Source organism: Rhizobium sp. CFBP 13726 (genome assembly GCF_014841925.1).
GTDB lineage: Bacteria > Pseudomonadota > Alphaproteobacteria > Rhizobiales > Rhizobiaceae > Neorhizobium > Neorhizobium soli.
In genome coordinates, this window is record NZ_JACYUU010000001.1 from 355,223 (window position 1) to 377,386 (window position 22,164).

Sequence of the window (22,164 nt, forward strand, 5' to 3'; positions counted from 1 at the left end):
CAGATGCGTTGATCAGGTCTTTCGCCAGGGAAAGTCCTCGCCCGGAAAACCTAGCGGAATTTCGGGTTCCGTCGTTGCCTTTCGGATCGTGTAGGGGCGATCCCCACCCACTTCCACCGGAGTCCCGGCCGCATCGACCGCCAGCAGCCCGACGAGATCGGCCGGTGCGCTGCGGACATAGATCTCGGCTCTATCAATGGCCTGTTGCAGGAGTTCGCGAATAACGTCAGCGCCAAGAGCGCCGGAGATTCCCTTGACGGACTGGTAGTCGGTCGAAGCAACCGACAATCCCTTGTGGCGGATCTCGTCCGTGATGCGAACCGGCGAATAGTGTGGCGGTTTTCCCGCTGCTGCCATGACGAGCGGACCGAGCGCGCAGAAGCGTTCAGCGATCAGAATGAGATCCACGTAGTCGCGGGCCTTGCGTCGGGTGGAGGCCGCTAGAACCTTGTTAACGGCAAGATCGGCCTGATGCAGTCGCATCCCCCATTCGGGGTCGTCCACAAGGGGGAAAAAGCGCTGTCGCGTCTCGCTCATCCACTGGATCAGGGTTGCCTCGCCGGCACGGCTGACGGTTGCCTCGACGCAGCCATAGATGAACACGTCGATTGCCACATGGAAGCCATGGCACCGCAGCGCCTCGATGTCGCGCGTGGCGATTTCGCCGATTTCCTCGTCCGTATCGTTGAAGATGTCGATGTCGTCCGACTGACGCGGCCAGTTGCGGTTAAGCAGCAGGCCACCGGCCAGATAGCTGGTTTCGGATCGATTGCCGGCAATGACCGCGAGGATGGCTTTCTGCAGGTCGGTGGGAGCCACGTCACTCGTCCAGTTCAGCAATTAGCTTTCGCCCGAGGGCAAAGGCGCGGGCGTCGCCGCGTTCCATCAAGGCGTTGGCAATGACACGGGCTCGGTCCGTGAGGGTGTGCAGCCGGTCGAGGTCGATGTTGTCGAGGATGCGCAACCGGTAAAGCGTGACGGCCTGATCGCAGAGCGCCTGTATCCTGCCTCTTTTATCTCGGTGCGCATCACGCATCGCTGCAGCGCTTGCGAGTATATCCTGCCGTTGCGACGCTGGGACCAGCACTTCGACCCGGACAAGATGCGCTGCACCTCCGCTTTCGCGATATCGCTTCATTCTGTCGCGCACCGGCATAGCGAACTCCCTTCATCGTAGAATAGGCGTATCCCGGATACGGTACAAGCATCCGCCAGAGCTAAATACCCGGCTGGCCCTTGACCTTCCCATGATGGGAAGCCCTACATGGTGATGCGAAGAGGATCGCGACCCATGAACCAGATTATTCGCCCCATCCATCGCTCCGAACCGATCACCGTGCCCGTCGAGGGCATGACCTGTGCCTCCTGCGTGCGCCGGGTGGAAACCGCGGCGGCCAAAGTGGCGGGCGTCGAGAAAAGCGCTGTCAACTTTGCAACGAAGAAGCTCACGGTCGAGACGGGTGTGGGGTTTGATCCGGAGACGCTGGAGGCGGCTGTCCGCAAGATGGGCTACGAGATCCCCGACGGCGCGATGGCTCTTGCGCTGCGGGAAGCGGGTTTTGACGCGGGCTCTGATCGTCACCCGGCGTTGAAGCATGCGGAGACGAGCGCGCAGGCTGATCATACCCATGCTGATCATACCGGGGCCGCCCATTCCCAAGCCGAGGATCCGCATCCGACGCATGAAAACGCCGCTCACGACCATGCCCACATGCATCGCGGAGAAGCGGGTGTCCTGAAGCGTGATCTCGCCATTGCGGCAGTGCTGACGTTGCCGCTGTTCGTGCTGGAGATGACGGGCCACGTCTACGCGCCGTTCCATCACTGGCTGATGGGAGTCATCGACACGCAGAACCTCCACTACCTCTACTTCGTGCTGGCAACGGTGGTGATTTTCGGACCGGGTCTTCGGTTCCTGAAGCTTGGTCTGCCGGCCCTGTTGCGGGGTCATCCGGAGATGAATTCGCTGGTTGCAGTGGGCGTTCTTGCCGCCTACGGTTATTCGGTGTTTGCGACCTTCGCACCCGGCCTGCTGCCGGAAAGCGCGCGCTTTGTCTATTATGAAGCCGCCGCCGTCATCGTGACGCTGATCCTGTTCGGCCGCCTGCTGGAGGCGCGTGCCACAGGCCGCACCGGCGAGGCAATCGAGAAACTGGCCGGTCTGCAGGCGAAAACCGCGCGGGTCGAAAGGAGCGGGGCGGTCGTCGATATTCCCTCGTCCGAGGTCGTGGTCGGCGATATCGTCGGGATCCGTCCCGGCGAACGTCTGCCGGTCGATGGCACCGTGATCGACGGGCAATCGAATGTTGATGAATCGATGATCACAGGTGAGCCGCTGCCGGTCGAGAAGATGGCGGGCGCGTCCGTCACCGCCGGAACGGTCAACCGCACCGGCTCCTTCCGTTTCCGCGCCGAAAAGGTCGGCCGCGATACGGCGCTTGCCGGCATCATCCGGCTGGTGGAACAGGCGCAGGGCGCCAAACTGCCGATCCAGACGCTGGTGGACAAGGTGACTGCGTGGTTCGTGCCGGCCGTGATGCTTCTGGCGGTCGTTACATTCGTCGTCTGGTTCCTGGTGGGACCGGAGCCGCGGCTGTCGCATGCGCTGGCGGCGGCGGTGGCGGTGCTGATCATTGCCTGCCCCTGCGCCATGGGTCTCGCCGTCCCGGTCTCGATCGTCGTCGGGGCGGGCAGGGCGGCGGGCATCGGCGTGCTCTTCCGCAAGGGCGATGCGCTGCAGGCGCTGTCGGATGTGGATCTCGTCGTGTTCGACAAGACCGGCACGGTCACGATGGGACGGCCGCAGCTGACGGATCTGGATGTCGTGGACGGGTTATCGCAAGACGAGGTTCTGCGCCTCACCGCAGCCGTCGAGCGTCGCTCCGAACACCCGATTGCGGATGCGATCGTCAAGGCGGCGGAGGCGAAGGGTCTGGTCTTGGCCGAGACCGAGGATTTCCGCTCCGTCACCGGCTACGGCATCAGTGCCCGCGTCGATGGCCGGGACGTTTCGGTCGGCGCCGACAGGTTCATGGACAAGCTCGGCGTTTCGGTCGCACCCCTGGAACAGACGGCCGCCCGGTTGGCCGGCGAGGGCAAGTCGCCGCTCTATACGGCGATCGACGGTCGTCTGGCGGCGGTGATTGCCGTTGCCGATCCGCTGAAGCCGTCGAGCGTTCAGGCCATCAAGGCGCTGCGGGCGATGGGCATCGAGGTTGCCATGGTGACCGGCGACAACCGTCGCACGGCACAAGCGATTGCAGCCCAGGTGGGGATCGAGACGGTCGTTGCCGAGGTTCTGCCCGAGGGCAAGGTGAAGGCGCTGGATGACCTGCGGAAGGGGAGCGGTTCCGCCGCCGTGTCCTCGCCACAGGCGACTTCACCCCTGGCACGCCGGATCGCCTTTGTCGGCGACGGCATCAACGATGCGCCGGCGCTGGCGCATGCGGATGTCGGCATTGCCATCGGCACCGGTACGGATGTGGCGATCGAGAGCGCCGATGTGGTGCTGGTCGGCGGCGATCTGACCGGCGTGGTGTCGGCGATTGCCATCAGCCGGGAAACGATGCGCAATATCAGGCAGAACCTGTTCTGGGCGTTCGGCTATAACGTGGCGCTGATCCCGCTCGCCGCCGGTCTGTTCTATCCCTTGCTCGGATTGACGCTTTCGCCGATGCTGGGCGCTGCCGCCATGGCGCTGTCGAGCACGTTCGTTCTCGGCAATGCGCTGCGATTGAAAACCGTCGCACTGGGAGAGAAAGCGTGAATATCGGCGAGGCCGCATTGGCATCCGGCGTTTCGGCCAAGATGATCCGATATTACGAGGAGATCGGCCTGATTACGCCGGCCGCCCGCACCGGCAACAATTACCGGACCTATGGCGGCGATCAGGTGCATGTGCTGCGCTTCATCAAGCGCGCCCGCTCGCTGGGTTTTTCGCTGGAGGAAACGCAGGCGCTCTTGAAACTGTGGCAGGACCGCAGCCGCGAGAGCGCCGCCGTCAAGGACATCGCCACCACCCATATCGACGATCTGGAGCGGCGCATCGCGGAGATGCAGGGCATGGTCAAGACATTGAAGCACCTTGCCCATTGCTGCGGCGGAAACGACCGTCCCGACTGCCCGATCCTCGACGACCTTGCCGGTTCCGCGTCACCGGCGCATACAGATTGAAGAAGGAGACCTGAGATGACCGTGATCTTCACCGTGCCAGACATGACATGCGGCCACTGCGAAAAGACCCTGCGAAACGCTCTCGCCGAAGCGCTGCCGGATGCACCCGTGTCGATCGATCTTGTCACGCATACGGTGATGGTGGGTGGCGACGAGGCAAAGGCCGCGCAAGCGATCCGTGACGCGGGTTATTCGCCGGAACGGGCCAAGGCCTAGTACGTTATCGGCATCGCAGACCATACTCCATCGCAGAGCATACCATGACAGTTGTCGCCTCCTATGTGTACCGCAACGGAAAACGTGCCGAGGCGGTGCCTGTCGATGGGCCGGCGCCGAGACTGTCCGGTCAGGATTTCGTCTGGATCGGCCTGCACGAGCCGTCACCGGACGAGCTGCATGCGCTGGCCGAAACCTATGAGCTGCACCCTCTTGCGGTCGAAGACGCCATCAACGCCCATCAGGTGCCCAAGGTGGAAGCCTATGGCGAACAGCTGTTCGTGGTGGCAAAGACCGCCCATCTGGAAGGCGAGAAATTCAAGTATGGCGAGACGGCGATCTTCGTCGGAAGGCGCCACATCATCACCGTCCGGCACGGCTCGGCCCGCAACCATGCCGCCATCCGGGCACAGCTCGAAGCCTCGCCGCAGCTTCTCTCCAAGGGGCCGGACTACGTCCTGCACGGGATCATCGATTTCATCGCCGACGGCTATCTGCCGCTGGTGCAGACGATCGAGGACAAGGTTCTGGAAATGGAGCAGAAGATGCTCGCGAACTTTCTCGAACGCGAACAGATCCGCCGTCTCTTCCGCCTGCGCCGTCAGCTGATCCTGTTCGGTCGTATCCTGGGCCCGATGTCGGAAGTGGCGGGCAAGCTCGTCAATCTCGACCTTCCCTGCCTCGACCGGGACGCCAAGCCGTTCTTCCGCGACGTGCTCGATCATATCCGAAGGGTCGAAGGCATGGTGGGCGGGCTTCGCGAAGTCATCACTTCGGTCTTTGAAGCCTCGAACCTTCTGGAACAGCAGCGCCAAGGCGTCATCACCAGGCAGCTGGCCGCCTGGGCCGCCATTCTTGCGGTACCGACGGCCATCGCCGGCATCTACGGCATGAATTTCGAGAACATGCCGGAACTGAAGACCGAATACGGCTATCCCGCCGTGCTGGTTGCGATCGTCCTTCTCTGCAGCATCCTTTTCTACCGGTTCCGGAAGTCCGGCTGGTTGTAGTTGCAACCAAGCAAGGGAACTCTCGAGCCGGCGTCGAGTTGGTTCGGTCAGAAAGATGAAACCCTTGCTACGGAGAACCCCGCCATGGTCGACCAGACCCCGATGATCCTGCTGGCCGTTGTCTTGCTTGCCGGTATTGGCACGCTCGGATTTTTGATCCTGCGCCGCTGGAAGACCAAGCGCATCCCCAAAGCGCACGATCTGCCCGAGGTCGCCAACCGGCGCTGGCTGCGACGCGAAGCGCGCAATGCGCAGTCGCTCATCGACAAACGGGTTCCATAAAAGCGCGGTTCCTCACGGGAATTTGAGATGAAACCAATTTGTGCCCGGCCGGTTAACACCCTGTAGGGATACGAAAAGGAATTCAAAAATGATCAAGACATTGACAGTTGTTGCCGCGCTTTCGTTTGGCCTATCCTCTGCAGCATTTGCGCAGACGAGCTATGACATGAACGGTTCGGCCAACCGCGCGGACGTCCAGCAGAACATGAGCGGTGCCGGCGGCAACATCCCGCCGAAGCCAGCCGCATCGGGTACTGTAGACCCCTATTCGACAGGCAGCGTTACCCCGGGCTCGGCAGTCGGTTCGACCGGCGCCTATGGTAGCCGTGCAGGCTGCGCACCGGGCGGTGAGCCAGGCGATGCTGCAAACTCCGGCAACCTGCCGAACCTGACGGGCGAAACTGCCCAGGGTACCGGTTGCTGATCACACAGTAACGGTAGCGGTTGGACGGGTCTTACCCCCATCTGATCGAGCCTGATCAGAGGTCCTCGGTGAAAGCCGCAGGACCTTTTTTCATGACAAAAGGTTCGCAGTCACAACCAAGGTCGTAGATTGAATGCTGGGAAAACTGGGAAATCAAAAGGACGGCCAGCGTGATCTCGCGGCAGCGACGTGACGTCAATCGGCCACCCGACCCCGTTCTAAAGATAACGGCAGTCGCGTCCTTTCGCGCTTTTGGCAGACCGCAGCCGTCAAGTCCATTGCAAATTTGGCAACACGGGCCCGACATTCCTGCATGAACATCGGTCATTGCAGGGGATCGTGCGAAAAGCTATTCGTCTGGCCTGAACGCATTGGCCGGGAGACACGACAATCATCAAGATCATGGTATTGCTTCACAGCGCCAACGGCCTCGAATGGCAGTCTCCGCCCAAGGGCACCAGCTTGAAGACGCTGAGCGAAGCCGAAGAGCAGGGCTTCATCACCATCCGCGGCGAGTTCCAGAAACGCCAGTTCCGACTGACAGAGATGGGTTTCGAATATATCCAGCGTGACAAAAGACGTCTGGAAGCCCGGCGGTCGTAAGCCAGGCTAACGGCACAACGTTCGCAGCCTCCACCCAGAGAGCTGGAGGAACTCGTATGAAAGCAGTTCTGAAGATATTTGCCTTATCCCCTCCAGGGGGATAGGATTATCGCATGACAGAACACGATCACGTCCACGAAAGTCATCCCGAAATCGTCAAGCGGCTGAAAAGGGCTGAGGGACATCTCAAAAGTGTGATCGCCATGATCGAGGGCGGCAGGCCGTGTCTCGACATCGCCCAGCAGCTGCATGCGGTGGAAAAGGCGATCACCAATGCCAAGCGCACCCTGATCCAGGACCATCTGGACCACTGTCTCGAAGACACGATCGGCGCGCTCGATCGGGAGAAGCGCCACTCCATCGACGAGTTCAAGTCGATCACCAAATACCTTTGAGACCTAAATACCCGTGAGATATTTCCATGCCTGATTTTGCCGACCTCCTGCAGCAGGGATCTGCCCATGCCTGGCTGTTTGTTCCAAGCGCCATCCTGCTTGGGGCCTTGCACGGCTTGGAGCCGGGCCATTCGAAGACGATGATGGCAGCCTTGATCGTTGCGGTGAGGGGGACGGTCACGCAGGCCGTGCTGCTGGGTCTTGCCGCGACGATCTCGCACACGATCGTCGTCTGGGGCATCGCCTTTGCGGGCATGTATCTCTGGCAGGGCATGGATGCCGAAGCTTCCGAACCCTATTTCCAGCTTGTTTCCGCGGCGGTCATCATTGCGATCGCACTCTGGATGCTGTGGCGAACATGGCAGGATCAGCAGATGGGAAAGGCCGCTGCCGCCCACGGGCATGATGGCTCGCATGGGCATGACGGTCATCACGGCCACCACGGTGGCCATGGCCACGACGGCCATCACGGCGCCCATGACCACGGTTCAGCACAGGGGCATGCCGCAGGCCACGGTGACATCAGGCGGGTCGATACCGGGCACGGCATCGTCACGCTTGAAATTTTCGAAGAGGGCGTTGCGCCTGTCTGGCGTTTTCGCACCGAGCGCGGCCACGGCTGGACGGCGTCCGATGTCGTCGTCACGACGCAGCGCCCGGATGGATCGCGGCAGGCCTTCGTCTTTGCCGATCAGGGCGGATATCTGCAGTCGACCACGGACATTCCCGAGCCGCATGCGTTCGTCGCAAGCCTGAGCCTTGGCCACGGCAACCATACCCATGATTACGACCTGTCCTTCACGGAAGGCCACGACCATGACCACGCCGAGATGCAGGGGCTAGACGTGGCGACGGACGGGTATCAGGATGCCCATGAAATGGCGCATGCCAACGACATTCGTCGCCGGTTCGCCGACCGCAAGGTGACCACATGGCAGATCGTTCTGTTCGGTCTGACCGGAGGTCTCATCCCGTGCCCGGCCGCCATCACGGTTCTGCTTCTCTGCCTGCAGCTCAAGGAGTTCACGCTCGGCTTCGTTCTGGTCATGTGCTTTTCCATCGGCCTTGCAATCACGCTGGTGACCGTCGGGGCCGTTGCTGCGCTGAGCGTGCGTCACGCCACGTCGCGCTGGAGCTGGTTTTCGACGGTTGCCCGTCGCGCTCCCTACGTCTCCAGCCTCCTCATCATCACCGTCGGCCTCTATGTCGGCATCCACGGCTGGCAGGGACTGCCGGCGTAAGGGGCGTCGCGGATTGGGCGGGGCTTAGCTCCCCGCCGTCTCCACCCGGTTTCGGCCTGCGGCCTTGGCGTTGTAGAGGGCTTCGTCGGCGCGCTTGAAGAGGGCTTGCGAGGTCGTCACGAGGTCCTGGCCGGGGGTGAGCGTGGCGAGGCCGACGCTGATCGTGGCGCGGTTGGAGGGTGGGTTTCTGCCGTGTTCCAGACCGATCTCTTCGACGCCCACGCGGATGCTTTCGGCGATGGCATGCGCGGCCTTCGCGTCGGTTGCGGCGAGCAGCACCGCCACTTCCTCGCCGCCATAGCGGGCGCAGACATCGCCGGGGCGGATGACGGTTGACCGTACCACCTGTGCGATCGCGCGCAGGCATTCGTCGCCGGCCGCGTGGCCATAGGTGTCGTTGAAAAGCTTGAAACGGTCGGCGTCGATCATCAGCAGCGACAGCGGCGTCATCGAACGGTTCGCCGCAGTGACCATCGCTTCGAACCGCGCGTTGAAGAAGCGCCGGTTGGCAAGCCTTGTCAGGTCGTCGGTATTGGCGAGAAGATCGAGCTCGTCCTGTGCGCGCTTGTGGCGGCTGACATCGCGGGTGATCGCAACCACCCGCGGCGCCTGGGCCGGATGCGAAGCCGGCAGACGGCTCATCGCCGTTTCCAGCCATACTTCCTCGCCGTCGGGCTTGACGTGGCGGATCAGGAATTTCTCATGACCAGGCCCGCTGCCGAGCCGCTCCGTTGCCTGGCGGACCAGGACTTCGGTATCTTCGGCCATGCCGGCAAAGATGCTGCGACCGATCAGGTCCTCTGGCTCGAGCCCGAGGATGCCGATCGAGGAGGGCGAGACATATTCGCGGATGCCGTGTTCATCGAACCGGGTGATGAGGTCGCTGGAGGATTCTGCGAGCAGGCGGAACTCCGCCTCGCGCGCGGCGACCAGCGCTTCGCGCTCCTGGCGCAACTGCATCTGGCGGCGCCAGTAGACCGTGGCGAACCCGGCCGCGATGAGAAGGATCGCCGCATAGATCCAGCGCGTCCTCGCGGTCGACGCCCAGGAGATCAGCACCTGCCATTCCGATGCGGCCGCGAGCGCCACCAGGCCGGTCAGCTGGCTCTGGTGAAAGCCACCCGCCCGCGCCGTCTGGTCGATCGGTGACTGGTAATGAAAGGCGCCGACGCGGGTCTGGCGGACATGGGCAAACAGATCGCTCTTGGACATGTCCTGACCGAGAATGCTGTCGGCCATCGGCGCGCGGGCGAGAACCACGCCATCTCCGCGAACGAGCAGGAAGGAGGCATCGGACCCGATATCGTAGCGGCTGAAGAAATTGACGAAATGGTTGACCTTGATGGTGGAGACCACAACCCCGCCGAACGTGCCGTCCGGCAAAATCACCTTCTGCGAGATCGGCAGGACCCAGGTCTGGGTCAGCCGGCTGAGGATGGGCTTGCCAAGGACCGGGAGCGGGAAGGGGCTGGCCTTGTGGAATTTGAAATAGTCGCGGTCCTGGTAGGAGACCCCGGCGGGGCGTGTTGCCGACGAGGTCGCAACCATCTGGCCATCGGCATTGAGATAGGAGAGCGTATCGAGTGTGGGCGACGCACTGAGCTGGCGCTTCATCAGCGCGTCGATCGCCTGGGCGAGATCGGCCTCGCCGTCTTTCTCCTCGATCTTGGAGATCAGGCTTGCGAGCGGCAGCCGCGACATTTCCACCACGTCGTCGGCATGCTGGGTAATTGCTTCGGCCGTCTGTTCCAGTGCCGCTTCGACCCGTGCGACCTGTGTCTTCCAGTTGGAATATTCCGCCCAGCCGAAAAGTGCCAGAAACGCACCGAAGCCCAATACCGCCGCAGGTGTCGCCAGAGCTGGGCCAAGGCCGTGTCTGGTGCGGCGGCCTAGCCCTTTGCGGTTCTCGGGGTCTGCCCCGCGAGACGATGGGGAAAACGGCATGCGCAGAAACTTCCGAAAATAGTCAAAACACGAAACTGCAACCCGGCTGATTCACGTCGAGCCCGACGTCATCGGCATGACGACGGGCAAAGAGCCGACAAGTCCCGTCTAATACAGGAAAGTTAAGCGAACCTCTCGCAACGGGAGCCTGATCCTGCCGTGATGATGGCCGGGACAGTGGTCGAAATCCCTGAAGAGCAAGTTCCAAAGAAAAAGGCCACCGCGCGAGCGGCAGCCTTCTCCTCATACAATCAGATGCTTGACGCGATCAGAACTTCACGCCGAGGCCAACCTGCACGACGTGCTGGTTGAAGTCGACATCAGCGCCGGCGAGGTTGCCGTTGCCGTAGTCGTTGTAGCGATACTCGACGCGGCCGAACAGGTTGTCGGTGAAGGCGTGATCGACGCCAGCGCCGATGGTCCAGCCGTGCAGCGTGTCGTCGTCGTCGCCAACCGGCGTGTCGACTTCAACATTGGTGGCTGTCCAGCCGCCTGCTGCGTAGATCAGGGTGCGGTCCATGGCGTAACCGAGACGCGCACGGGCCGAACCGGAGAAGCCGCTTTCGGCATCGACGCCAGCGGCGACATCGTCGTTGTTCCAGTCGTAGTTGACGTCGCCTTCAACACCGGCAACGAAACCGTTGGAGAACTGCCAGTTGTAGCCGACGAAGCCACCCATGCGGGCGCCGTCGAAGTTCTGGGAACCAGCGCCTTCGATATCAGCATCGCCCCAGCCGTATCCGCCGTGGATACCGAGGTAAGGACCGGACCAGGAAAATGCCGGAGCTGTTTCGTAGGCGACTGGCGCGCTCGGAATGGTCTCAACCGCATCGGCGGCGAGAGCTGCGGACGAGAGGCCGGCTGCAAGAGCTGCGGCGAGAACGAGTGTGTTCCTCATGATGATTTCTCCGTGTTTTCAACGACTGCTTGTTATGAGGATCAATGTAGTGCGTTCGGCTTGGAAAGCTGTAGCTAAAATGTCACGCGCGCCAAAATCGATCCTTGACCGTTGACCGGGGGACTTTGCGCCGCCACTGCTGCGGGCGGGAAAGCCTTGCGGATGAACCGGGGAGCATGCCGTGCTGACAAGAACAGACACCGGATGGAAAACGCTTTTGTCCGGCCGGAACGGCCTGATGCTGGGGCTGATCTCCGCCGGGATCGGGTTGCATGCCTTCAACCAGTTCGCGATTGTTGCCGCCATGCCGCTGGCCGCCGCCGAACTTGGCGGGCGCGACTGGTTCAGCTGGGTCTACAGCCTCTATTTCATAGGTTCGATCGCCGGCGGCACCAGTGCTGCCTATCTCCGCGATCGGTTGGGTGTGAAATCCAGCCTGTTCTGGTCCATGGCGCTGTTTTCGCTGGGCGGTCTGATGGCGGTTCTGGCGCCGAGCTTTTTCTTCATCGTTGCGGGCAGACTGTTGCAGGGGATTGCCGACGGTCTGATCGTGGCAATCTGCTACAGCCTCATCCCGGCCAATTTCTCGTCCGCGGTGACGGCGAAGGTATTTGCGGTGGAGGCAACCGTCTGGGCGGTCGCGGCTCTGCTCGGGCCGCTGATCGGGGGGCTGCTCGCAGAGGCGTTTTCGTGGCATGCCGCGTTTCTGGCGGTGACGCCGTTTCTCATCCTGCTTGGTCTTTTCACGCTGTTGACGACGCCCGAGACCGGCAGCGCGGCAAAGGCCGCGTTTGCGCCTCTGGCCGTGGCGCTCTGCGTGACTGCGTCCTTCATTTTCGCACTGTCGTCCGCAACGGGGGTGATCGGCTGGCAGGTCGCCTGTCTGGTGCTGGGATCACTGGCGCTGGCGCTGACCGTGACGACGGATGGAAAGCTCGGGCCGCGGTTGTTTCCGGCTGGCGCTTTCAGGCTGGGATCGGTGCTTGGCCACGGGTTCTGGATGCTGTTCCTGATGTCGGCGGGCCATGCCTCTGGTGCCACCTATCTGGCTCTGATCATCCGCGACGTGTGGGGCATCGGACCGGCGGCGGTCGGCTATATCGTGGTGGCGATGGCGCTGACCTGGAGCGCGGTCGCGATGGCCTCCAGCCGGATCAAGTCTCTAAAAGGACGACACTTTGCGATGCGGGCCGGGCCGCTGTTCCAGCTCGCGGGCTTCCTGATGATCGCGGTATCGATCGACGTCCGGGAGATCCTGCTCGTGGTCCTGAGCCAGATGGCGATCGGCACCGGTTTCGGTCTGTCGTGGGCGGCGATCAACCAGGCCTCGATGGAGGCCGCCGGCGACGAGGAGCGCGACCGGGCGAGCGCTCTTTTGCCGACCATGTCGACGGCCGGCTACGCCGTCGGATCGGCGCTGGCCGGCATGATCGCGGCAGCGACCGGGCTGACACGGCAGTTGTCGCAAGGCGATCCCGGGCAGGTCGCCTACTGGCTTTACGGGACGTCCGCAGCCGCGGCCCTGGTGACGTTTCTGCTCGGGTTCGGGGTGCGTTTGACGGCGGGCAATAAGGGCTGATCTTGCTTGTTCCGCAGGCGCGAGACCCCATATTGGGGATACGCCACAGACCAGACTCAAGCACATACCCGAGACCAAGCCCTTGAAAGGGCCGAAGGAGAGATCCCGTGTTCCAGTTCGACAATTCCTATGCCCGCCTGCCGGATCGGTTCTTCGCTTCCGTCTACCCGGAGCCGGTGGAGGGGCCGAAGCTTCTGAGGTTCAACCAGAAGCTGGCAGCGGAACTGGGCGTCGAGGCGGATCTTTCGGATCCCGACCGGCTGGCAGCGGTGCTTTCCGGCAATGTCGTGCCGCAGGGGGCATCGCCTCTCGCCATGGCCTATGCCGGGCACCAGTTCGGCAATTTCGTGCCGCAGCTTGGCGACGGGCGGGCGATCCTGATCGGCGAAGTCATGGACCGTGCCGGACAGCGCCGCGACATCCAGTGGAAGGGCGCGGGGCCGACGCCGTTTTCGCGCCGTGGCGACGGGCGGGCAGCGCTTGGGCCTGTCATCCGCGAATATGTCGTGTCCGAGGCCATGCATGCGCTTGGCATCCCGGCGACGCGGGCCCTGGCGGCGGTTTCGACCGGCGAGCTTGTCCAGCGCGAGCAGGAGCAGCAGGGCGCAGTGTTCGTGCGGGTCGCGGCAAGCCATGTGCGGGTGGGGACGTTCCAGTTCTTTGCCGCCCGCGGCGATACCGAGGGTGTGCGGACGCTGGCGAACTACGTGATCGAGCGGCATTACCCTGACCTGATGGGGGCGCAGAACCCGTATCTGGCGCTGTTGCAGGCGGTGGCGGACCGGCAGGCGGAGCTGATTGCCCGCTGGCTCGGCGTCGGCTTTATCCATGGCGTGATGAACACCGACAACATGACGATTTCGGGCGAGACGATCGATTTCGGTCCTTGCGCCTTTCTCGACGAATACAACCCGATGAAGGTGTTTTCCTCGATTGATCGGCAGGGACGCTACGCCTATCGCAACCAGCCGGGCATCGGCCAGTGGAACATCGCACGGCTTGCCGAGGCGCTGGTGCCGCTGATCGATGCCGACGAGGAGAAGGCGGTGGAAGCGGCCAATTCTGTGCTGACCTCGTTCGGCGAGACGTTCCAGGCGCACTGGATCGAGGTGTTCCGCGCAAAGCTCGGTCTGGTCACCGCGCGCGAAGGCGACGGCGATCTGGTGCAGGGACTTCTCACTGCGATGCAGGAGAACGAAGCGGACTTCACGCAGACATTCCGGGCGCTGTGCAACGCTGCGGAAGGCCGCGATGACGCGCTGGTTGCCGGATTCACAGATCCATCCAAGCTGCGGGAATGGTTGCCGAAATGGAACGAGCGCCTGGCCGAGGAAGGCCGCAGCCCGGCGGACGTGGCAACAGAGATGCGCGGCGTCAATCCGTGGCTGATCGCCCGCAACCACCGGATCGAGGAAGCAATCGCGGCTGCCAATTACGGTGATTTCAGCTTCTTTGAAAAGCTGGTGGAGGCGCTCGAAAAACCGTTCGAAGAGCGGCCGGAATTTGCCGACTACGCGATTGCGCCGACGGCGGAACAGAAGGTTGCGCGCACCTTCTGCGGGACGTGAGGGAGAAGCGGCTCCGGTAAAATTTTCGAGATAGGAATTTAATCCTTGACGGCGTGACGGTTGTCGGGTAGTGTTTAGGCATAGTCGAAGAGTTGCGTCGGGAGAGGCTTCACGCCCCGACCGCTGCAAGGCTTCCAGTCAGGGCTCGGATTGACCTCCGGGCCCTTTTTTTTCCAGGACATCGATATCGAAACCGAACGTGCGACGGCAAGCCGGCGCGGCGGGTTTTCGGCTGTGGAGATCTGCCATGAACCGTTCCGATGCTCTCGCCGGTTTTGATCCAGACCTGTTCGGCCTGTGGACGGACGAACCGCTTTACGACGCGGATGACGACGTGACGCAGGATGCCGAACTGGGAGAGACGGTTCGAAACGTTCTGCTGGAGCTCAAGTCTGCGGAAACCGAGCTGAAGCCCGCAGATGAACTGCGGCAGCTTTTGAACGAGATGACGGCGGAGATGCGCCAGCAGTTCGCCACGTTCCGGACGATGCGGGAAGCGGCGTCCGGGCTGTTGTCCGGCGAGGCCGACGACGCGGTGTCAGCTGACGGCAACGAGGCGGCGCAAAAACTGGCGCGGGCCGATGTGAAGGCGGCGACCGATGCGATGAGCCTGATCGTGCGCACGCTGGAAAAGGTCGATGCGCTGCAGCGTCAGCTGTCCCGCGACCGGCAGGTGGAGGCCGACAGGCTGGCCGATGCCGGCGGATACGAAGAGGCGAAGGCCCGCTTCGTCCGGATGATCGAGGATCGCGCCAATGAAACAGCCTTTGGGTATTTCGAAGCCTGGAAACGCGATGGCCCACCGGGATGGGTGGCGCAAAGGCTTCCAACGAGAGGAACCCAGCCAGCGCAAGATGCGGCGGGCCGAAGAGAAGATCACGGGTGAGGCGGTAAAGGCATCCGGGTCATTCAGGGCGGGCATGTCTGGCATCGCTGATGTCAGGGAGAAGAGTGCACGGGATCTGGAGGCCGGAATGGTTTTGGCCGGTGCGATGGGCGTGCCCCGCGCTCCGGACTCGGTGCCGGCGGAGAGCTGTGACGAGCCTGGTCCGGGAGAGAGCGCGTTTGACGGGTTTGTGGCCGGTCTCGACCGGGATTGGGCGTTTACGGCGCTTCCCGGACAGAGGCCGCCAGAGGGCGACTGGCGGACGTGGCTGATCATGGGCGGGCGCGGATCCGGCAAGACGCGGGCGGGCGCCGAATGGGTGCATGCGCTGGCGTGTGCGGCTGGAGAGCGGTCCGATCTTCGCATCGCGCTCGTGGCGGAAACGCTGGGCGATGCCCGCGAGGTGATGGTGGACGGTGTGTCCGGCATCTGCCGGATTGCGGCACGGCACTGGCCCGAATTCGAGATTTCACGCAAACGGCTGGTCTGGCCGAACGGCACGGTGGCGCAGATCTTTTCCTCCGAGGATCCGGAAGCCCTGCGAGGGCCGCAGTTTCATTACGCCTGGTGCGACGAGATCGGCAAATGGAAGCATGCGCAGGAAACGTTCGACATGCTGCAGTTCGGCCTGCGGCTGGGACTCGATCCGCGCCAACTGGTGACGACCACGCCGCGACCGGTGCCGGTGCTGAAGCAACTGATTGCCGACCCCGGCACGCGGCTGATCAAGATCTCCACAGCCGGTAACGCCGGCAATCTGGCACCGGGCTTTATCGCGGCGCTGGAGCGACGCTATGGCGGGACGCGGCTCGGGCGCCAGGAACTTGGCGGCGAGCTGATCGAGGATCGCGACGACGCGCTGTGGAAGCGCACCGACCTCGAGGCCTGCGTGACGCGCTTTACCGGGGTTCTGCGGCGCATCGTGGTGGCGGTGGATCCGCCCTCGGGATCCGGCGAGAACTCCTGCTGCGGCATCGTCGTGGCAGGTGTCGAGGCAAGCGAAGGTTCGCCTGGCCGGGCGGTGGTGCTGGCCGACTGTTCGGTGACCGGCCATACGCCGGGCGGCTGGGCGAAGGCCGTGGTGAAGGCCTATGCGCGGTTTTCGGCCGACCGCGTCGTGGCCGAGGGCAACCAGGGCGGCGACATGGTGCCGGCGATGCTCAAAAGCATCGACGCCAACCTGCCGGTAACGGTGGTGCATGCATCCCGCGGAAAGTTTGCCCGCGCAGAACCGGTCGCAGCCCTCTACGAGCAGGGACGGGTGGTGCATGCGGGACGGTTTGCGGAGCTGGAGGACCAGATGTGCGATTTCGGTCCCAACGGACTGTCATCGGGACGCTCGCCGGACCGGCTGGATGCGCTGGTCTGGGCGCTGACGGCGCTTGTTTTGGACGGCTTGGGCGAGCCGCGCGTCAGGGGGATTTGAGCCTAGGCCCGGTGTGGCGCTTCTGGTGAACCGCGCAACGAAAAGCGGCCCGGACAGGGCCGCTCAAGCGTTCTATATCTGACAGTTGGCTACTGCCAACAGTTGCAATTCAGCTTTTAGCCGGCACAGCCGGAGCGCTGTCGCGCATCTGCTTCCATTCGGATTCCATGCGCTCGAGGACGTGCTGCGGCACCGATTTCGTGGCGGCTGTCTGGGCGGTCTGCTGCATCATCATGATCTCCGGATTGTGCGCTGCACCATCATGGTGGTGCGCCCCTATGAACGTCGCATGGTTGGATTGGTTCCACATCCTTACTCCGAAGTAAATCGTCACTAACAGACTAAAACGATTTAGTTTTTTCTAAACCGATTGAAACCTTCGAACGCGGTAAAGGGGTAGGATTAACATGGGATACGAGCGCAGTTTTTTCTTCGATCACGTGCGCAGGAACCCGTTCAGCGGGCGGTTGGCAAGTGGTCAGGTGGCCGGGTTGGCTGCTGTTTTGGAGGCATGGGAGGCGCGCAACCCCATCGAAGGCCCCGCGGCGCTTGCCTATGCGCTGGCGACCGCGTTTCACGAGACGGCAGCGACGATGCAGCCGGTGCGCGAAACGCTGGCCAAGACCGATCAGCTTGCGGTGGTGCGGCTGGAAAGCGCTTACAGCGCCGGCCGGCTGCGGACGGTGAAGACGCCGTACTGGCGTTACGATGCCGATGGCCGCACGTGGCTGGGGCGCGGGCTCGTGCAACTGACCCACAGGCGCAACTACCAGAAAATGTCGGCGCTGACAGGGATCGATCTGGTCACGGCACCTCATCGCGCCATGGAGATGGATGTGGCAGTAAAAATCCTGATCGAGGGCATGCGGGCCGGCAGTTTCACCGGCCGCAAGCTCGGCGATTATTTCGGCCCTGGGAAATCGGACTGGGTCGGGGCGCGAAAAATCATCAATGGCAATGACCGGGCGGCGCAGGTGGCGGGGTACGCGAAAGCGTTCGCGGCAGCGCTGCGGGACGATGCGGCGATGGCGGCCTGAACGTCTTCAGAGAGAATTGATCCCGGATCGAGTGAAGGATGAAACGATGAGATTTCCATTCCGGCTTCCTGGGCTTTCCCGCATCGCGCCGCCTCAGGAAACCAAGGCGACGTCGGGGCTATCGTCGGGCTTTGCGATCGTATCTGGCGATGGCGCGGCGCACTGGTCCGGGCGGTCCTATGCGGCTCTGGCAAAGGCCGGGTTCATGAAGAACCCGATCGCCTATCGGGCCATGCGGATGGTGGCCGAAGCTGCCGCCGCCGTGCCGTGGCTCGCCTATCGGGGTTCGAGGGAGGCAGCCGATCATCCGGCGCTGGCGCTTCTGGCACGTCCGAACGGCCGCCAGAGCGGGCCGGATTTCTTCGAGGCGCTGTACGGGCATCTGCTTTTGTCCGGCAATGCCTATGTGGAGCCGCTGGCGCTTGGCGGCGACCTGCGGGAACTGCATTTGCTGCGGCCGGACCGGGTGAGCGTCGTCGAGGGGCGCGACGGCTGGATTGCGGCCTATGATTATCGCGCCGGGCAGGTGACACGGCGGCTTGCCGTCGATCGTGACGGGCCGGGGCTGCTGCACCTGAAGCTGTTTCACCCGCTCGACGACCATTGTGGCATGTCGCCGCTGGTCGCAGCAGGGGCGGCGCTCGATCTTTCCAATGCGGCGGCGGGCTGGAACAAGGCGCTGCTCGACAATTCCGCCCGGCCTTCGGGCGCGCTGGTCTACCAGCCGAAGGACGGCGGCAATCTTTCCGCGGATCAGTATCAGCGGCTGAAGGACGAACTGGAGGCTGGCTATTCGGGCGCGGTCAATGCCGGGCGGCCGCTGCTTCTGGAAGGCGGGCTGGACTGGAAGGCGATGGGGCTTTCGCCGAAGGACATGGATTTCATCGAGGCAAAGAACGGTGCTGCCCGCGACATCGCGCTGGCGCTCGGCGTGCCGCCGATGCTGATCGGCATTCCCGGTGACAATACCTATGCCAACTATCAGGAGGCGAACCGCGCCTTCTACCGCCTGACGGTGTTGCCGCTGATTGCCCGCACCGCCGCAAGCTTTTCCGCCTGGCTTTCGGACGCTTTCGGCGAGGGGTTGCGGCTGGAGCCGGATCTCGACCGGGTGGCAGGTCTCTCGGCCGAGCGCGAGGCGCTGTGGGCGCGGATCGGCGCTGCAGGCTTCCTGACGGAGGACGAGAAGCGCGAGGCGGTGGGTTATTCGGCGTGATTGCGCGATCGCGGCCCAAGGTGTAATTTGTAATACGGTGTATTACAGATGGAGATCGTCATGATAGACGCCAAATCCGAAAAGCCCGCTCTCTCGGACCCGATCACGCTGCGTGTGCCGCAGGACATTCTCGACGATATCGAGAAGATTGCCGAGACATCCGATCGCAGCAGAAGCTGGGTGATCGTCCGGGCGCTGAAATATTATCTGATGGCGGAGGGGAATGAAATACTCAGCATCCGTCGCGGACTGGCGGATATCGAGGCAGGGCGGACCGTGGATGCGGAGGAGTTCTTCGAAGAGCTCGACCGTCTCAACCGCGAGGATGCTGCCTGATGAAGGTCACCCTCTCGGAAGAGGCGATACGCTACGTCCAGAGGGAACGGGCTTACTTGGCCCAGTTCGGGCGGCGGACAGCCGTCGCGTTTTCGGATCAGATCAAGCGAACGATCCGGCTCATTTCAGAGCAGCCGCGTGTCGGCACGATGGTTGCTCCGGTCGAGGGCATCAGGCGGTTCGTCGCAACGCCCTACCACTTCGACTATGTCATCCAATCCGACCGGGTCCTGGTCGTCTCTGTCATGCATGCGAGACAGGCCTCGTCCGCGCTTGACCATGATGACGATGACGGTTTCGACTGAGCTTTTCCGAGTTGTCGGCGCTTGAGCCTGCTCGACTCAACTTCTCAAACCCCTGACTCAACTCGTCAACGCTGTCTCTCAAGCGATTCAGGGGATTGATGAAAACCTGAAGGCCTCATGTGGCGCGTGAAGATGCGCGCGAGGCCTGGGCGGTTGCGGATGGAGATCCGCTTTCCGGCTGACACTCTCAACATAACCCAGAAAGTTTAACGATGGCTGACCTTGGGCACGATCCGGGAACGCTTGGCGTGTGGGCTGCGCGGACCGCAGGTGCGGTGGCGGGTGCGGGCGTTTCGCTGGTCTATCTCCTGCCGAAAAGCGGGCACGAGGCGGCGAGCCGGTTTCTGACCGGGGTGGCCTGCGGGCTGATCTTCGGCGGGCCGGCCGGGCTTTGGCTGATGGCGAGGCTGGGGATCAGCGGTGAGCTTCCCGAGCCGGAGACTTTGCTGGCGGGATCGGCTGCCGCCAGCCTTTCGGCCTGGTGGGTGCTGGGCGCGCTGTCGCGCTTAGCCGAGCGATACGGGCGCCGCAGGGAGTAAGGCGCTCCCGACGACGAACTCCCGCCGCCGCGGGCGGATGGGGTTCGACAGGTTCAATGACATTGCAGGAGATCCCGATGCACGCTGACCGCGGGCAATGCCCGCCCATGCGCCCGAATGTGCGCAAATTCGCCAATCTGGAACTGGCCGGCATTGCCGGTGACGGCACGTTTTCCGGTTATGCCAGCGTGTTCGGCGAGGTCGATCTCGGTCGTGACCGAATCGAACGGGGGGCGTTTCTCTCCTCGCTTGTCGAACGCGGCGCGCCGGGGGTGCGCATGCTTTACCAGCACGACCCGAATGAGCCGATCGGCGCCTGGAAGACGATCCGCGAGGATGGTCGCGGGCTTTACGTCGAGGGCGTGCTTTCGCCCGGCGTCGCACGATCGCGGGAAGTGCTGGCGCTGATGAAATCCGGTGCGCTGGACGGGCTTTCGATCGGCTTTCGAACGGTGCGGGCGCGCACCGACGCAAAGACGGGGGTGCGGCGCATTCTCGAGGCGGATCTTTGGGAAATCTCCGTCGTGACCTTTCCGATGCTGCCATCGGCACGGGTGTCCGACGTCAAGCATCAGCGGTTCTTTCGCGACCGCGACACGGAGCTGGTTCGCCAGATGCGGCGGGCGGCGAAGATGATGTGGAGATCGTCGTTCAGGCAGAACAAGGTTTAATGGAGAAGGACAGGACATGATGACGGGACATGTGCAGGGAAGTGGCGCCGTGGCGCCGGAAGTGAAAGCCGTGCCGGAAACGGTGACGGCCGCGCTCGACGAATTCATGGAGGCGTTCGAGGCCTTCAAGGACGTCAACGACCGAAGGCTCGGCGAGATCGAGCAGAAGCTGACTGCCGACGTGGTGACCCGCGACAAGGTGGATCGCATCAACCGCGCCATGGACGACCAGAAACGGGTGCTGGACCAGCTGGCGCTGAAGAAGGCGCGGCTGCCGCTCGGTGGCCGGGGTGGGTATGGCCAGAGTGCCGATCTTTCGCCTGAGGCGATGGAGCACAAGGCGGGGTTCGACGCCTATATCCGTCGCGGCGAGGACAATGGACTGCGCGAGCTGGAGGCGAAGGCGTTCTCCGTCGGAGTCGGCGCCGATGGCGGCTATCTCGTGCCGCCGGAGACCGACACGGAAATCGGCCGCCGCGTGTCCGTCGTATCGCCAATGCGGGCGCTGTCGACCGTGCGCACCGTCTCGACCTCGGTTCTGAAGAAACCGTTCTCGACGACGGGGCTGACCACCGGCTGGGTGGCGGAAACGGCGGCGCGGCCGCAGACCAACACTCCGCTTCTGGCCGAACTCGCCTTCCCGACGATGGAACTCTACGCCATGCCGGCCGCCACGCAGGCGCTGCTCGACGACGCGGCTGTCGACATGGAGGCCTGGATTGCCGGCGAGGTGGATATCGTCTTTGCCGAGCAGGAGGGCGATGCCTTCGTGCGCGGTGACGGGACAAACAAGCCGAAGGGTTTTCTCGCCTATACGGCTGTCGCCGATGCGAGCTGGGCCTGGGGCAGTCTCGGCTATATCGCAACCGGTGTTGCCGGCGGCTGGAAGGCGACCAATCCCTCCGACACGCTGATCGAGGTGATCTACGCGCTCAAGGCCGGCCATCGTCAGAACGGCACGTTCATGATGAACCGCAAGGTGCAGGCCGATATCCGCAAGTTCAAGGATGTCGACGGCAACTACCTGTGGCGGCCGCCGGCAAGTGCAGGCCAGGCCGCCTCGCTGATGGGCTTTCCGATCGCAGAAGCCGAGGAGATGCCCGACATCGCCGCAAGCTCGACCTCGCTTGCCTTCGGTGACTTCCGCTCTGGCTATCTCGTGGTCGACCGGGCCGGGGTGCGCATCCTGCGCGATCCGTATTCCGCCAAGCCCTATGTGCTGTTCTACACCACCAAGCGGGTCGGCGGCGGGGTGCAGAATTTCGAGGCGATCAAGCTGGTGCGGTTCGCCGTGAGCTGATCGGCCAGGCGGACTGACGTTTGCCGGAACTACCCGTCATCCGGCCATTCCCACCGTCTTCCCGCGTCAACGGGGAGAGGGTGGGGCATAGGCGGATATCATCTTCGACGAGGAT

The 22,164-nt window shown here is 63.1% G+C and carries 25 protein-coding genes; 20 read left to right on the forward strand and 5 right to left on the reverse strand.

What is annotated here, in order from left to right:
• Positions 1-12: 12 nt before the first annotated feature.
• Together IFT66_RS01700 and IFT66_RS01705 are read right to left on the reverse strand one after the other, a co-directional pair.
• Complete coding sequence (locus IFT66_RS01700; RefSeq protein WP_192076623.1) at positions 13-819, reverse strand: hypothetical protein; 807 nt, start codon at positions 817-819, stop codon at positions 13-15.
• A gap of 1 nt (position 820) precedes the next feature.
• Positions 821-1,156: a hypothetical protein gene (locus IFT66_RS01705; protein ID WP_192076624.1), complete on the reverse strand. Its 336-nt coding sequence runs from the start codon at positions 1,154-1,156 to the stop codon at positions 821-823.
• Between the two features lie 135 nt (positions 1,157-1,291).
• Between IFT66_RS01705 and IFT66_RS01710 the strand changes: the two genes are divergently transcribed.
• The 9 genes from IFT66_RS01710 (at position 1,292) to IFT66_RS01750 (ending at position 8,344) form a co-directional block, all read left to right on the forward strand.
• Entirely contained in the window at positions 1,292-3,766 is a 2,475-nt protein-coding gene (locus IFT66_RS01710; protein ID WP_192076625.1) for a heavy metal translocating P-type ATPase, read from the forward strand.
• Positions 3,763-4,173, forward strand: a complete 411-nt coding sequence (cueR, locus tag IFT66_RS01715; RefSeq protein WP_192076626.1) for a Cu(I)-responsive transcriptional regulator — start codon at positions 3,763-3,765, stop codon at positions 4,171-4,173. The genes IFT66_RS01710 and cueR overlap by 4 nt, the downstream gene beginning before the upstream one ends.
• 15 nt (positions 4,174-4,188) lie before the next feature.
• Entirely contained in the window at positions 4,189-4,389 is a 201-nt protein-coding gene (locus IFT66_RS01720; RefSeq protein WP_062453471.1) for a heavy-metal-associated domain-containing protein, read from the forward strand.
• Positions 4,390-4,433: 44 nt separating this feature from the next.
• Entirely contained in the window at positions 4,434-5,399 is a 966-nt protein-coding gene (locus IFT66_RS01725) for a magnesium and cobalt transport protein CorA (protein WP_062453470.1), read from the forward strand.
• A gap of 84 nt (positions 5,400-5,483) precedes the next feature.
• Positions 5,484-5,681 carry a hypothetical protein gene (locus IFT66_RS01730; protein WP_062453469.1) on the forward strand — a complete coding sequence of 66 codons (198 nt, stop codon included), beginning with the start codon at positions 5,484-5,486 and terminating at the stop codon, positions 5,679-5,681.
• 88 nt (positions 5,682-5,769) lie between these two features.
• Complete coding sequence (locus IFT66_RS01735) at positions 5,770-6,105, forward strand: hypothetical protein (RefSeq protein ID WP_062453468.1); 336 nt, start codon at positions 5,770-5,772, stop codon at positions 6,103-6,105.
• A gap of 402 nt (positions 6,106-6,507) precedes the next feature.
• Entirely contained in the window at positions 6,508-6,708 is a 201-nt protein-coding gene (locus tag IFT66_RS01740) for a hypothetical protein (protein ID WP_062453467.1), read from the forward strand.
• A gap of 113 nt (positions 6,709-6,821) precedes the next feature.
• Positions 6,822-7,103 carry a metal-sensing transcriptional repressor gene (locus tag IFT66_RS01745; RefSeq protein ID WP_062453466.1) on the forward strand — a complete coding sequence of 94 codons (282 nt, stop codon included), beginning with the start codon at positions 6,822-6,824 and terminating at the stop codon, positions 7,101-7,103.
• Positions 7,104-7,129: 26 nt separating this feature from the next.
• On the forward strand, positions 7,130-8,344 hold the full coding sequence (locus IFT66_RS01750; protein WP_192076627.1) for a nickel/cobalt efflux transporter: 1,215 nt from the start codon (positions 7,130-7,132) through the stop codon (positions 8,342-8,344).
• A 24-nt stretch (positions 8,345-8,368) separates the two neighbouring features.
• On the opposite strand, the gene IFT66_RS01755 is transcribed toward IFT66_RS01750, so the two are convergent.
• Positions 8,369-10,288, reverse strand: a complete 1,920-nt coding sequence (locus tag IFT66_RS01755) for a diguanylate cyclase (RefSeq protein ID WP_192076628.1) — start codon at positions 10,286-10,288, stop codon at positions 8,369-8,371.
• Positions 10,289-10,556: 268 nt separating this feature from the next.
• Positions 10,557-11,186, reverse strand: coding sequence for an outer membrane protein (locus IFT66_RS01760; RefSeq protein WP_062453463.1), 630 nt, complete (start codon positions 11,184-11,186; stop codon positions 10,557-10,559).
• A gap of 181 nt (positions 11,187-11,367) precedes the next feature.
• Here IFT66_RS01760 and IFT66_RS01765 point away from each other — a divergent pair, with 181 nt between their 5' ends.
• The 4 genes from IFT66_RS01765 to IFT66_RS01780 all read left to right on the forward strand — a co-directional run bounded on the left by IFT66_RS01765 (position 11,368) and on the right by IFT66_RS01780 (position 16,645).
• Positions 11,368-12,765 (forward strand): MFS transporter, encoded by a 1,398-nt coding sequence (locus IFT66_RS01765; protein ID WP_192076629.1) that lies wholly within the window; start codon positions 11,368-11,370, stop codon positions 12,763-12,765.
• A gap of 107 nt (positions 12,766-12,872) precedes the next feature.
• On the forward strand, positions 12,873-14,333 hold the full coding sequence (locus IFT66_RS01770; protein WP_192076630.1) for a protein adenylyltransferase SelO family protein: 1,461 nt from the start codon (positions 12,873-12,875) through the stop codon (positions 14,331-14,333).
• Positions 14,334-14,580: 247 nt separating this feature from the next.
• A complete protein-coding gene (locus tag IFT66_RS01775; protein WP_192076631.1) occupies positions 14,581-15,219 on the forward strand; it encodes a hypothetical protein in 639 nt (212 codons plus the stop codon).
• Positions 15,220-15,307: 88 nt separating this feature from the next.
• Positions 15,308-16,645, forward strand: a complete 1,338-nt coding sequence (locus IFT66_RS01780) for a DNA-packaging protein (RefSeq protein WP_249406326.1) — start codon at positions 15,308-15,310, stop codon at positions 16,643-16,645.
• A 109-nt stretch (positions 16,646-16,754) separates the two neighbouring features.
• Here IFT66_RS01780 and IFT66_RS01785 read toward each other — a convergent pair whose 3' ends face one another.
• On the reverse strand, positions 16,755-16,955 hold the full coding sequence (locus IFT66_RS01785) for a hypothetical protein (protein ID WP_062453459.1): 201 nt from the start codon (positions 16,953-16,955) through the stop codon (positions 16,755-16,757).
• Between the two features lie 97 nt (positions 16,956-17,052).
• Between IFT66_RS01785 and IFT66_RS01790 the strand changes: the two genes are divergently transcribed.
• The 7 genes from IFT66_RS01790 to IFT66_RS01820 all read left to right on the forward strand — a co-directional run bounded on the left by IFT66_RS01790 (position 17,053) and on the right by IFT66_RS01820 (position 22,049).
• Complete coding sequence (locus IFT66_RS01790; RefSeq protein ID WP_180215423.1) at positions 17,053-17,682, forward strand: hypothetical protein; 630 nt, start codon at positions 17,053-17,055, stop codon at positions 17,680-17,682.
• Positions 17,683-17,728: 46 nt separating this feature from the next.
• Positions 17,729-18,898 (forward strand): phage portal protein, encoded by a 1,170-nt coding sequence (locus tag IFT66_RS01795; RefSeq protein WP_192076632.1) that lies wholly within the window; start codon positions 17,729-17,731, stop codon positions 18,896-18,898.
• 60 nt (positions 18,899-18,958) lie between these two features.
• Positions 18,959-19,234, forward strand: a complete 276-nt coding sequence (locus IFT66_RS01800) for a CopG family ribbon-helix-helix protein (RefSeq protein ID WP_192076633.1) — start codon at positions 18,959-18,961, stop codon at positions 19,232-19,234.
• A complete protein-coding gene (locus tag IFT66_RS01805; RefSeq protein ID WP_192076634.1) occupies positions 19,234-19,539 on the forward strand; it encodes a type II toxin-antitoxin system RelE/ParE family toxin in 306 nt (101 codons plus the stop codon). Before IFT66_RS01800 ends, IFT66_RS01805 begins: the two co-directional genes overlap by 1 nt.
• A 212-nt stretch (positions 19,540-19,751) precedes the next feature.
• Positions 19,752-20,078, forward strand: coding sequence for a DUF6107 family protein (locus IFT66_RS01810; protein WP_062453454.1), 327 nt, complete (start codon positions 19,752-19,754; stop codon positions 20,076-20,078).
• Positions 20,079-20,155: 77 nt separating this feature from the next.
• Positions 20,156-20,749: an HK97 family phage prohead protease gene (locus IFT66_RS01815; RefSeq protein WP_192076635.1), complete on the forward strand. Its 594-nt coding sequence runs from the start codon at positions 20,156-20,158 to the stop codon at positions 20,747-20,749.
• A gap of 16 nt (positions 20,750-20,765) precedes the next feature.
• Complete coding sequence (locus IFT66_RS01820) at positions 20,766-22,049, forward strand: phage major capsid protein (protein WP_192076636.1); 1,284 nt, start codon at positions 20,766-20,768, stop codon at positions 22,047-22,049.
• The last annotated feature ends 115 nt before the right edge of the window (positions 22,050-22,164 follow it).